Source organism: uncultured Acidovorax sp. (genome assembly GCF_964021665.1).
Taxonomy (GTDB): domain Bacteria; phylum Pseudomonadota; class Gammaproteobacteria; order Burkholderiales; family Burkholderiaceae_C; genus Acidovorax; species Acidovorax temperans.
Genome location: NZ_CAXIAK010000035.1, coordinates 24,591 through 36,193, shown reverse-complemented (window position 1 = coordinate 36,193; position 11,603 = coordinate 24,591). Strand labels below are relative to the sequence as shown.

Below are 11,603 nucleotides of genomic sequence, written 5' to 3'. Positions count from 1 at the left end.
ATGCTTTGCCACTGCTCCAAGTCACGCGCCACGCGGGTGGTGGCTCCCACGTCAAACACCGAGAGCCCCTGGGCCGCCAGATGCACATAGTTTTGCGTATCGCGCACATAGCCCAGTACGGGCAGGCCCAGGCCTTCCACAAAGTGGTGCAGCTGCTCGGCCGAGCGGGTGCGCTCGTCAATGCGCATGCCCACAATGCCCACTTGCACGCCAGCGGCGTGGCGGTGTTCGCGCAGCTTGTCGAGAAACGCCTGGGTGGCGTAGATGTCGAAGATGCTGGGCTGCAGCGGCACGATGACCTTGTCGGCCATCTTGAGCACATCCTTCAGGGCGCCGCCGTGCAGGCCTGCGGGCGTATCGAGCACCGCGTGCGTGGTGCCCTTGGGCGGCTTGGCCAGGGCATCCACATCGGTGTCCCACCGGCCGATGGGGGCCACGGTGGCGGGGCGCAGGCTCAGCCACAGGTGGGCAGATTTTTGGGGATCCACATCGCCCAGGATGACCGGATGCCCCTGGCTGGCGTAGTAACCCGCCACGTTTGTCGAAAGGGTGGACTTGCCCACACCCCCCTTGGGATTGGCAACAACAACCACTGGCATGTTGACCTCCTGGCAAAGAAAATAACAAACAAAAACAGGTGCTAGCGCTTATTCAGCAAGCGCTACCAGCTACCAAATCCATAGCAAACCACCCACCTTGCACACACGCAGCGCAGGGCTGGGCAAACACCTCAGGCGTGCTGGCCGCCGCGCTTGACGAAGAACAGGCCCGCGCCCACCGCCATCAGCAGCCCGCCAAAAACGCGATTTTGCATGCGCATGGCGCGGGCGCTGCGCATGAGGCGGCGCAGGGCGCTGGCACCGGCAGCGTAGCCGTGCATCACCACCACGTCCACCGCTACGGTGGTCGCGGCCATGACCAGCAATTGCGTCCACAGCGGGCGCGTGTCGGTCATGAACTGGGGCAGCACCGCCACCATGAAGATGATGCCCTTGGGGTTGGTGGCGTTGGTCAAAAAACCGGCCAGGCAGCGCTTGGTCCACGGGCCAGCGGGTGCCGCTTCGTCGCCGTGAAGGGGGGAGTTGTCGCCCGCCCGCCACTGGCTGAAACCCACGTAAATCAGGTAGCAGGCGCCCGCCACCTTCACCACGCTGAAGGCCACTTCAGACGCCAGCAGCAGCGATCCCACGCCCGCCCCGGCAATCACCAGGATGAGTAACAGCCCGAGCTGCAAGCCCAAAATGGTGGCGCTGGCCTTGCGCACGCCGTACGAAAGCCCGTGGCTCATCGACAGCACGGCGCCCGAGCCGGGCGAGACTGCAATCAGGCAAGACGCCGCAAAAAAAGCCAGCCAGGTTTGCAAATCCATGGGGTGCACCGCAATGAGGGGAATGAAGGGGCGCCATCATAGCGCCAGTTGGCAGCTTCTGCATGCATTAAAAACAGCCTTAGGTCTTGCAAACAAAGCGCCAGCAGCTATCAAATAAATAGCTAAAAATCTCCGCGCCGTGTAGATGCCAAAATTCTGCGGCGCCTGCGCTACCTTGTCTCAACGCTTCCCTGCATCGACCGCCCACCGCCCGCCCCATGGAACACGCACCCACCTGGCTCACCTACGGCTTTTTGTACCTGAGCGCCGCCGTCCTTGCCGTGCCCCTGGCCAAGGCGCTGGGCCTGGGCTCCATCATTGGCTACCTGGCCGCAGGCATTGCCATCGGCCCCTGGGGGCTGGGGCTGGTGAGCAATGTGCAAGACATCCTGCACTTTGCCGAGTTTGGCGTGGTGCTCATGCTCTTCTTGGTGGGGCTGGAGCTGCAACCCAGCCGCCTGTGGGCCATGCGCCGCCCCATCTTCGGCACCGGCAGCGCGCAGGTGCTGGGCTGCGCGGCCGTGCTGTTTGCGGCAGGCTGGCTGGCCGGGCTGCCCTGGCGCATCAGCCTGGTGGCGGCGCTGGGGTTGGCGCTGTCGTCCACCGCCATTGCGCTGCAGGTGCTGGCCGAACGCAACCTCATGCGCACCAGCAGCGGGCGGGCGGGTTTTTCAATCCTGCTGTTCCAGGACGTGGCGGCCATCCCCATCCTGGCGCTGCTGCCCCTGTTGGGCGCGGCCGCGGGGGCTGGCGACGACCATTCGGCGGGCGAGGTGCTGCTGGAGGCCCTGAAGATCGTCGGCGTGATCGGCGCCATCGTGCTCGGCGGTCGCCTGCTGCTGCGCCCCCTGCTGCGCTGGATTGCCAAGAGCCGCACGCCTGAAATCTTCACCGCTGCCTCGCTGCTGCTGGTGGTGGGCATTGCGTATTTGATGGTGATGGTGGGCCTGTCGATGGCGCTCGGGGCTTTTCTGGCCGGGGTGCTGCTGGCCGACAGCGAATACCGCAGCGAGCTGGAAGCCGACATCGAGCCCTTCAAGGGCCTTCTGCTGGGCCTGTTCTTCATCGCCGTGGGCATGAGCATTGACTTTGGCGTGCTCATGCGCTCGCCCTGGCTCATGGCAGGCATCCTGCTGGGTTTTCTGGCCCTGAAGGCGGTGGTGATCTACACCCTGGCCAAGGTGGCAGGCGTGCCTTATCAAGAGCGGCCCGTGTTCACCCTGCTGCTGGCGCAAGGGGGCGAGTTTGCCTTCGTGGTCTTCCAGGCAGCTGCCGGGGCGCAGGTGTTTTCGGCCGAAACGGCCTCGCTGCTCATCGGCGCGGTGGCGCTTTCCATGCTCATCAGCCCGCTGCTGCTGGTGCTGGTAGACCGCGCCCTGCTGCGCCGTTACGCGCAGCTCAAGCCCGCCGCTCCGCCGGAGCAAGAGATCTCGGAGCCACAGGAAGCCCCGGTCATCATCGCCGGCTTCGGCCGCTACGGGCAAATCGTGGCGCGTGTGATGCTGGCCCAGGGCATACCCACCACCGTGCTGGACCACAGCGTGGAAATTCTCGAGATCGCCCGCGCCTTTGGGTACCGCGTGTTTTATGGCGACGCCACCCGGCTGGACCTGCTGCGCATTGCCGGGGCCGAGCACGCCCGCGTGCTGGTGGTGGCGGTGGACGACCCCGAGCAATCCCTCAAGATCGTCACCCTGGCGCGCAAGCACTTCCCGCAATTGCAGTTGGTGGCTCGCGCACGGGACCTGACCCACTGGAACGCGCTGCGCGACCTGGGGGTGACACTGGTGCAGCGCGAGCTGTTCGAGTCCAGCCTTGAAAGCGCCCGCACCGTGCTGGAGCTGATGGGCCAGAGCCCCACGCGGGCGCAGGAGATGACCCGGCGCTTTCGCGAGCACAACATCACGCTGGCCGACCGCATGTACCCCCACCACAAAGACCGCGCCAAGATGGTGGCCGTGGCCCGCGAAGGCCGCGCCCAGCTGGCCGAGCAAATGGCCAAGGAGCGCCAGGAACACACCGAGCGCGAAGCCAGGGCGCAGGTCTACCCAGGGTATGGCGGAGTGGAGAATGCTGGAGAAGGCGGCAAATCTACCAACGCCCGTGATTCAGATAAAAATAGGCTCTAGCGCTTATTCGTAAAGCGCTTCAAGCTACTTATTTGATAGCAAATTAACACTTGAAACAGTGCTACCGGGTTTTGCCCCGGCCATGCGCAGAGAGGGCCGATCCTATAGTGGCGCGCAAACGCTTTCGCGCCACTATATTTGGCGCGTAAAATATTTTCGCGCCACTTTATTTGGTGCAATGCCGATTCGCGCCACTAGGAGCCTCGAACATGCCCCGCCTCACGCCGCCCCAAGCACTGGACCAACTCGCCGAATGGATCAACGCCAGTACCGACGAGGTAGGCATTGACGGTCTCCTCCAGCAGCATGGCAACCGCATACCCCGCCGAACGCTGCAGCGTCACCTGGCGTTGCTGGTGGAGCAAAAACGCATAGGGGTGCGCGGCGAAGGCCGGGCCACCCGCTACCACCGCCTGCCACAGCCCGGCGCATCTGCGCAGACATCCACCGCTGTGGCAACAGCAGTGCCCCCCAGCACCGCAGACTACGTCCCCACCTCCAAAGAGGGCGCAGACATCCGTGCCACTGTCTCCCAGCCCCGCCACCTGCGTAAACCGGTGGGCTACCAACTGGACTTTTTATCGAGCTACGAGCCCAACCACACGGCCTACCTGCCGCCGGGCCTGCGTGAACAACTGCACAGCCTGGGCCGCTCACCGGCAGACCAAACACCTGCGGGCACCTTTGCCAAAGACATCCTCCAACGCCTGCTCATCGACCTGTCTTGGGCCTCCTCCCACCTCGAAGGCAACACCTACAGCCACCTCGACACCGAACGCCTGATCGAGTTCGGCCAGGCCGCCGAAGGCAAAAACGCGCTAGAAACCCAGATGATCCTGAACCACAAGCAGGCCATCGAATACCTGGTGCTCAACCCCGAAAACGCCCGCGTACACACAGACACGCTGATCGCGCTGCACGCCTTCCTGTCCGACGGCCTGATGGCCGACCCCACCGCCGTGGGCCGCATTCGCCGCCGCGCCGTGGAGATCGGGGGCAGCGTCTTCTTACCCATTGCCTTGCCCCAACGGCTCGAAGAACTCTTCGGCATCGTCACGCAGATGGCCGCCGAGATCACCGACCCGTTTGAGCAAGCCTTCTTCTTGATGGTGCACCTGCCGTACCTGCAGCCGTTCGAGGATGTGAATAAACGCGTCTCGCGCCTGGCCGCCAACATCCCCTTCATCCGTCACAACCTGTGCCCGCTGTCGTTCATCGACGTACCGCAGCAAGCGTATGTGGACGGCATGCTGGGCGTGTACGAACTCAACCGCGTGGACCTGCTGCGCGATGTGTTTGTGTGGGCCTACGAGCGGTCTTGTCAGCAATACGTGGCGGTGAAGCAGAACCTGGTGCCACCAGACATTTTTCGGCTGCGGCATCGACAAGCGCTGGCGGAGGTGATTGCAGCCATCGTGCGGCAGGGGGATGCGCCCACGGAGCAGGCGGTGACAAGCAGGATGCCAGCTTCCGTTGCGGCGGCCGACCACGCGCATTTTGTGCAACTGGCGCTGGCCGAGTTTGGCGCGCTGCACGCCGGGAATGCCGTGCGGTTTGGGATCCGGCCGCTGGAGTTTGGGGAGTGGGAGCGGCGTGCCCAGGACATGAAGGGGTGAAGGCAGCGGGCCTGCCAACGCCAATAATTCAGATAAAACAGGCTCCAGCGCTTATCCATCAAGCGCAAACAGCTATAAATTAAATAGCAAAACCACCCTCACACCCGCTGGGCAGGCCCATGCGCCGCAGCGACGCACGACAATCGCGGGCATGAAATGGATCAACGCCCCCTGGATTGAACTGCTGCGCATCGCCCTGGAAGTGGCGGCCACCGTGGCCTTTGCCTTATCAGGCGTGATGATGGCGGCGCGCAAGCGCTTTGATGCGGTGGGTGTGTGCGTGGTGGCGTTTGTGTCGGCCTTCGGCGGCGGCACGCTGCGCGACTTGCTGCTGGACCAGCGGCCCTTCTTCTGGGTGCGGCACACCGAGTTTGTGTGGGGCATCCTGCTGCTCAGCCTGGCCGCCATGCTGTTCATGCGCCAGCGGCACTTTGAGCCCACCGAGCGCGCCATGCTGCTGCCCGACGCCATCGGCCTGGGGCTGTTCGCCGCCGTGGGCGTGGACATTGCCACCGCCGTGGGCATGCCCGCGCTGATTGCCGTGATGATGGGCGTGACCACGGGCGTGTTTGGCGGCGTGCTGCGCGATGTGCTGTGCAACGAAGTGCCCCAGGCCTTCAGCGACCACCGCCCTTATGCGCTGTGCGCCTTTGCCGGCGGCTGGGCCGATGTGGCGCTGCGCCAGGTGGACGGCACCGTGGTCAGCCCCCTGCTGGCGTGCGTGCTGATCACGGCCGGGCTGCGGGGTTTGGCGCTGTGGCGCAACTGGGAGCTGCCCGCCTGGCGGGTATGAACGGGGCCAAGCCGTAAAATCGCGCACCCAGCCCCTGGATGTACACCACGAATTGCTGCCCCCCATGAACACACCCTTTTGCCCCCCTTCCCACGCAGTTGCCCAACCCACGGCACGCGGGGCCCTGCGCCGCCGCTGGCGCACCCAGCTGGCGGCCGCAGCGCTGATAGGCGCCGCAAGCATCGCGGCACTGCCCCGCGCCCAGGCGCAGGTGGTCAACCCGCTGGGCGCCGTGCGCAACTTTCCTGATGCGGCAGAGCGCGGCACGCTGACCATCCTGGGGGTGCAAGAGGCCCGGCTCAACAGCCGCGACATCCGCATGGCCCCTGGCATGCGCCTGTTCAGCCCGCAAAACACACTGGTGCAACGCCACACCGTGATCGGCCAGACGTACAAGGTCAACTACGTGCTTGAAACCAGCACCGGCATGCTGCACGCGGCCTGGATCCTGAGCGAAGCCGAGGCGGCCAAGCCGCTCAAGGGCAAGAGCCCTGCGCCCACCAACATCACCACGGACAACGTTCTGAAGTAACGCGTCCGGCCGCCGCATCTGCGGCGGCGTTTCGGCCCCTCAGGATCCTTGGGGCCACCCCACCCTCAGTCACCGCGCCCCGTGGGCAGCGGTGTTTGCTTGCTATTTTTGAAATTGCCATGGCCAAAAAAGTCTTTATCAAAACCTTCGGCTGCCAGATGAACGAGTACGACTCGGACAAGATGGCCGACGTGCTCAACGCCGCCCAAGGCTACGAGCCCACCCAGAACGTGGATGAGGCCGACCTCATCCTCTTCAACACCTGCTCGGTGCGCGAGAAGGCGCAAGAAAAGGTCTTCAGCGACCTGGGCCGCATCAAGCACCTGAAAGCCCGCGGCGTGAAGATTGGCGTAGGCGGCTGCGTGGCCAGCCAGGAAGGCGCCGAGATCATCAAGCGCGCCCCCTATGTGGACGTGGTGTTTGGCCCCCAGACCCTGCACCGCCTGCCCGAGATGCTGAACCAGCGCGAGCAGCTGGATAAGCCGCAGGTGGACATCAGCTTCCCCGAGATTGAAAAGTTCGACCACCTGCCGCCCGCGCGCGTCGAGGGTGCCTCGGCCTTTGTGTCGATCATGGAAGGCTGCAGCAAATACTGCAGCTACTGCGTGGTGCCCTACACCCGTGGCGAAGAAGTGAGCCGCCCGTTTGACGATGTGCTGGTGGAAGTGGCAGGCCTGGCCGACCAGGGCGTGAAGGAAATCACCCTGCTGGGCCAGAACGTGAACGCCTACCTGGGCAAGATGGGCGGCACGGCCGAGATTGCCGACTTTGCGCTGCTGCTCGAATACGTGTCGGACATTCCCGGCATCGAACGCATCCGCTACACCACCAGCCACCCCAACGAGTTCACACCCCGACTGATCGAGGCCTACGCCAAGCTGCCCAAGCTGGCCAGCCACCTGCACCTGCCCGTGCAGCACGGCAGCGACCGCATTTTGATGGCCATGAAGCGCGGCTACACCGCCATGGAATACAAGAGCACGGTGCGCAAGCTGCGCGCCATTCGCCCCGACCTGGCCATGAGCAGCGACTTCATCGTGGGCTTCCCCGGCGAGACGGAAGACGACTTCAACAAGATGATGAAGCTGATCGACGACATTCACTTCGACAACAGCTTCAGCTTCATCTTCAGCCCCCGCCCTGGCACGCCCGCCGCAGGCCTGCACGACGACACGCCGCACGACGTGAAGCTGCGCCGGCTGCAGCATCTGCAGAGCGTCATCAACGCCAACATCAAGTCCATTAGCGAAAGCCGCGTGGGCACGGTGCAGCGCATTCTGGTGGAAGGCGCTTCCAAGCGCGATGCAGGCGAGCTGATGGGCCGCACCGAATGCAACCGCGTGGTCAACTTTGCGGGCCAGCCCCGCCTGGTGGGGCAGATGGTGGATGTGACCATCACCGAAGCCAAGGCCTACACCCTGCGCGGCGAGGTGCTGGTGCGCGAGGGCGCACCCCTCACCGCCTGACTTTCACCGCCTGACCCTCACGGCCATGGCCCAGGAAGCCACCAGCCCCGCCAAGGCCCGGCACTACGGCCCGTCCTTCCAGCAACTGCTGCTGCTCGCGTTCTTGCTGATCGCGGGCTTGCTGGGCACCAGTGCGCTGCGCACGCTGTTCACGCTGGAAGCGCTGATGACCGAAAGCCAGGCCAGCGCCGCCCAGGCAGCGGCCCCGAACGCGGCCGCGCAAACCCTGAACCAGCGGGGCCAGGCGCTGGAGCGTGCAGCGCGCCAGTCACTGGTGCTGGGCGATGCACAGCTGCGCCAGAGCTTTGACGACATGGCGGCCGATGCGCGGCGCCTGGTGCAGCAGCTGGAAGACGCGGGGCTGCCGCCCGAGCACGCCCGGCAGTGGCGCAGCCATATGGACACCGTGCACGAGCTGCTGCGCGCGCCGCCCGGCTTGTCGCTGGAGCACGAACGCAGCGTGGCCGATGAATTTGTGGCGCTGGACAACCTGCACGCGGCCATCAGCCAGGCGGTGCAGGAACTCAACGCGCGCAAGAGCAGCGAACTCGACGCCATGGTGCAGGCCAGCCGCGAAGCCGTCACGCACCAGCTGCTGGGCGCCATCGTGCTGGCCCTGGTGCTGGCACTGTCTCTGGGCGTGTGGCTGGCGCGGCCCTTCAAGCGGCTGGAACGCGCCATTCGCCGCCTGGGCGAGAACCAGCTGGAGCGGCCCGTGGCCATCACCGGCCCGGCCGACGTGCGCCGCGTGGGCCAGCAGCTGGAATGGCTGCGCCTGCGGCTGCTGGAGCTGGATGCCGACAAGGCGCGCTTTTTGCGCCATGTGTCGCACGAACTCAAAACCCCGCTGGCCGCGCTGCGCGAAGGCGTGGCGGAGCTGCAAGACGGAGAGACCAGGGCGCGGATCGAGGGCCAGAGGGAAGCGGCGCAGGGCCTCCACGCGAACACGCCGGTGCTACCACGCGAGATCGAAGCGCTGCTGCGTTTCAACGCGGCGGCGTTTGAAGCCCGCCAGCTGCAGCGGCGCGAAACCGAACTCATCGGCCTGCTGGAAGACCTGGTGGAAAGCCAACGCCTGCAGTGGCAGGCCCGCCAGCTGCGGGTGGAGGTGAGCGGCGAGCGCACTACCTTGCAGCTGGACCCCGAAAAAATCGCCTCGGCCGTGGGCAACCTGCTGTCCAACGCCATTCGCTTTTCGCCCGAACAGGGTACGGTACGCTTGGCCGTTTCGCGCGCGCCCGGTGCAGTGCTGATTGACGTGTGCGACCAGGGGCCCGGCGTGGCCCCGGCAGACAAGGCCCATGTGTTCGAGCCCTTCTTCCGTGGTGAACGCCAGCCAGAAAACGCGGTGCGCGGCACCGGGATCGGGCTGTCCATCGTGCAGGAATACATCCATGCCCACGGCGGGCGCGTGCACCTGCTGGGCGAAGCGCCCCACTCTTTTTTCCGAATCGAACTCCCTGATGCATCCTGAAGCCACCCGCCCCCGCCACACGCCGCGCCACCCTCTGCTGTGGGGGGTGGCCTTGTGCGTGGCGGTGCTGGCCGGCTGCGCCACCTCAGCCCCGCAGCCACAGGCGGCCGAAGCGATCGAGGTGGCACCACCAGCGGCCACGGCAGAGGCAAACCGGACGCCAGCGCCCACGCCGCCAGAGCCGACCCTGCCCGAGCTGGAAGAGCCCGCATCCCCCGCCAAAGACCTGCTGCGCGACACGCTGGCCTATGCCGACCGCGCGCTTGACGCCAGCGCCACCACCCTGGCGCGCGAGATGGCCCGCCTCTCGGTGCCCGACGACACCAAGCCCGCCCGCCACCTGCGGCTGGCACTGCTGCTGACCCAGACCCGACAGCCCGCAGATACGGCCCGCGCGCTGGGGCTGGTGCAGCGCACCTTGGCCGACGCCAATGCGCAGGACCTGCACCCCCTGGCAAGGCTGCTGGAGGCGCGGCTGACGCACCAGCGTCGTCTCGAAGAACAACTGGAGCGGCAAGGCCAGCAACTGCGCGAAGCCCAGCGCCGCAACGACCAGCTGAGCGAACGGCTCGAAGCCGTGCGCGCCATCGAACGCAGCCTGCAAACACGCCCAGCGCCTGCGGCCGCATCGCCTTCCGCACCCGCTGCGGGCGCCAGCAGCCCGGGCAACGGCACCAAACCCTGATCCCCACACGCCATGCCTTCCTCCACGCCCCCATCACGCCCGGCCCAGCACCGCATCCTGGTGGTGGACGACGATGCCGACATGCTGCGCCTGCTCTCGCTGCGCCTGCAGGCGGCGGGGCACGAAGTGGTGGCGGTGGGCTCGGCCGAGGCAGCCCTGGCCCAGCTCGACATTGCCCGGCCGCAGCTGGTGCTGAGCGACGTACGCCTGCCCGGCAAGGATGGCCTGGCGCTGTTCGACGAAGTGCACGCGCGCCACCCTTCGCTGCCCGTCATCCTGCTCACCGCGCACGGCACCATTCCTGATGCCGTGCAGGCCACCGCGCGCGGTGTGTTCACCTACCTCACCAAGCCCTATGACGGCAAAGAGCTGCTGGAAAAAGTGGCCGAGGCCCTGGCCCTGAGCGCCCCTGCGGTGCACCAGGCGCATGACAACCAGGCGTGGCGTGCCGATATCGTGAGCCGCTCGGCCCGCATGACCGATGTGCTGTCCGAAGCGTTCATGGTGGCGCAATCCGATGCGAGCGTGCTGCTGCTGGGCGACAGCGGCTCGGGCAAGGAACTGCTGGCCCAGGCCATCCACCGCGCAAGCCCTCGCGCCTCCAAGCCCTTTGTGGCGGTGAACTGCGGCGCGATTCCCGAAGCACTGCTCGAATCCGAATTGTTCGGCCATGTCAAAGGCGCGTTCACCGACGCCGTGAGCAACCACAAGGGCCTGTTCCAGGCGGCCGATGGCGGCACGCTGCTACTGGACGAGATTGGCGACATGCCGCCCGCGCTGCAGGTGAAGCTGCTGCGGGTGCTGCAGGAGCGGGCTGTGCGGCCCGTGGGCGCGAGCCAGTCCATCCAGATCAACGTGCGCATCATCTCGGCCACGCACCGCAATCTGGAAGCCGCCATGGCCGCAGGCCAGTTCCGCGAAGACCTGTACTACCGGCTCAACGTCGTCACGCTGCTGCTGCCCACCCTGGCAGAGCGGCGCGAAGACATTGCGCTGCTGGCCAACCACTTTCTGGACAAGCTGGCCCACAAGTACGACAAGCGCCTGTCTGGCTTTGCGCTAGAAGCGCTCAAGGCCCTGACCACCGCGGCTTGGCCCGGCAATGTGCGCCAGCTCTACAACGTGGTCGAGCAGGTGTGCGCGCTGTCCACCACGCCGCTGGTGCCGCTGTCGCTGGTGCAGCGGGCCCTGCGCATTCCGTCGGCCCAGGTGCTGAGCTTTGCCGAAGCCCGGCAACGGTTTGAGCGCGAATACCTGGTGGGCCTGCTCAAGATGACCGACGGCAACGTGGCCGACGCCGCACGGCTGGCCCAGCGCAACCGCACCGAGTTTTATCGGCTGCTGCAAAAACACGCACTCACGCCCGGCCAGTTCAAGGCGGACGGCGCCATTGGCGACGATGTCGCCGATGAGCGACAAGAGTAAGTGCCTGATTTGCAATGACTTTGCTCCCCGCACGGGGCAAAGCGTCGCCAGCAGGCGACAAAAATGCGGCATCCAGCCGCCTGGAAGGCCCTTGGCACGTGCCCGCACAATTGT

At 65.8% G+C, this 11,603-nt stretch carries 10 protein-coding genes; 8 read left to right on the top strand and 2 right to left on the bottom strand.

The window, feature by feature from the left end; translation table 11 throughout:
• Together AADJ04_RS09645 and AADJ04_RS09640 are read right to left on the bottom strand one after the other, a co-directional pair.
• A partial coding sequence (locus tag AADJ04_RS09645) for a ParA family protein (protein WP_341239477.1) occupies window positions 1–599 on the bottom strand: 599 nt, incomplete at its 3' end.
• Window positions 600–730: 131 nt separating this feature from the next.
• Complete coding sequence (locus tag AADJ04_RS09640; RefSeq protein ID WP_341239476.1) at window positions 731–1,369, bottom strand: LysE family transporter; 639 nt, start codon at window positions 1,367–1,369, stop codon at window positions 731–733.
• 218 nt (window positions 1,370–1,587) lie between these two features.
• Here AADJ04_RS09640 and kefC point away from each other — a divergent pair, with 218 nt between their 5' ends.
• From kefC to AADJ04_RS09600, 8 genes are all read left to right on the top strand, one after another.
• Window positions 1,588–3,498 carry a glutathione-regulated potassium-efflux system protein KefC gene (gene kefC, locus AADJ04_RS09635; protein WP_341239475.1) on the top strand — a complete coding sequence of 637 codons (1,911 nt, stop codon included), beginning with the start codon at window positions 1,588–1,590 and terminating at the stop codon, window positions 3,496–3,498.
• 209 nt (window positions 3,499–3,707) lie between these two features.
• Window positions 3,708–5,114 (top strand): Fic family protein, encoded by a 1,407-nt coding sequence (locus AADJ04_RS09630; RefSeq protein ID WP_142083661.1) that lies wholly within the window; start codon window positions 3,708–3,710, stop codon window positions 5,112–5,114.
• A gap of 151 nt (window positions 5,115–5,265) precedes the next feature.
• Window positions 5,266–5,907, top strand: coding sequence for a trimeric intracellular cation channel family protein (locus AADJ04_RS09625; RefSeq protein ID WP_341239474.1), 642 nt, complete (start codon window positions 5,266–5,268; stop codon window positions 5,905–5,907).
• A 64-nt stretch (window positions 5,908–5,971) separates the two neighbouring features.
• Window positions 5,972–6,439, top strand: a complete 468-nt coding sequence (locus tag AADJ04_RS09620) for a hypothetical protein (protein WP_338071818.1) — start codon at window positions 5,972–5,974, stop codon at window positions 6,437–6,439.
• A gap of 119 nt (window positions 6,440–6,558) precedes the next feature.
• On the top strand, window positions 6,559–7,905 hold the full coding sequence (gene miaB, locus AADJ04_RS09615; protein WP_066694981.1) for a tRNA (N6-isopentenyl adenosine(37)-C2)-methylthiotransferase MiaB: 1,347 nt from the start codon (window positions 6,559–6,561) through the stop codon (window positions 7,903–7,905).
• Between the two features lie 25 nt (window positions 7,906–7,930).
• The gene (locus AADJ04_RS09610; RefSeq protein ID WP_341239473.1) at window positions 7,931–9,379 is read left to right on the top strand and encodes a HAMP domain-containing sensor histidine kinase; all 1,449 of its coding nucleotides are present in this window, start codon (window positions 7,931–7,933) and stop codon (window positions 9,377–9,379) included.
• Window positions 9,369–10,064, top strand: a complete 696-nt coding sequence (locus AADJ04_RS09605) for a hypothetical protein (protein WP_341239472.1) — start codon at window positions 9,369–9,371, stop codon at window positions 10,062–10,064. Before AADJ04_RS09610 ends, AADJ04_RS09605 begins: the two co-directional genes overlap by 11 nt.
• A gap of 12 nt (window positions 10,065–10,076) precedes the next feature.
• Complete coding sequence (locus AADJ04_RS09600; RefSeq protein ID WP_341239471.1) at window positions 10,077–11,489, top strand: sigma 54-interacting transcriptional regulator; 1,413 nt, start codon at window positions 10,077–10,079, stop codon at window positions 11,487–11,489.
• Window positions 11,490–11,603 lie beyond the last annotated feature (114 nt).

Excerpts from the sequence above, each read along its gene's own strand:
- AADJ04_RS09640 (WP_341239476.1), bottom strand. The coding sequence starts at position 1,369 with ATGGATTTGCAAACCTGGCTGGCTTTTTTTGCGGCGTCTTGCCTGATT.
- kefC (WP_341239475.1), top strand. The coding sequence starts at position 1,588 with ATGGAACACGCACCCACCTGGCTCACCTACGGCTTTTTGTACCTGAGC.
- AADJ04_RS09630 (WP_142083661.1), top strand. The coding sequence starts at position 3,708 with ATGCCCCGCCTCACGCCGCCCCAAGCACTGGACCAACTCGCCGAATGG.
- AADJ04_RS09625 (WP_341239474.1), top strand. The coding sequence starts at position 5,266 with ATGAAATGGATCAACGCCCCCTGGATTGAACTGCTGCGCATCGCCCTG.
- AADJ04_RS09620 (WP_338071818.1), top strand. The coding sequence starts at position 5,972 with ATGAACACACCCTTTTGCCCCCCTTCCCACGCAGTTGCCCAACCCACG.
- miaB (WP_066694981.1), top strand. The coding sequence starts at position 6,559 with ATGGCCAAAAAAGTCTTTATCAAAACCTTCGGCTGCCAGATGAACGAG.
- AADJ04_RS09610 (WP_341239473.1), top strand. The coding sequence starts at position 7,931 with ATGGCCCAGGAAGCCACCAGCCCCGCCAAGGCCCGGCACTACGGCCCG.
- AADJ04_RS09605 (WP_341239472.1), top strand. The coding sequence starts at position 9,369 with ATGCATCCTGAAGCCACCCGCCCCCGCCACACGCCGCGCCACCCTCTG.
- AADJ04_RS09600 (WP_341239471.1), top strand. The coding sequence starts at position 10,077 with ATGCCTTCCTCCACGCCCCCATCACGCCCGGCCCAGCACCGCATCCTG.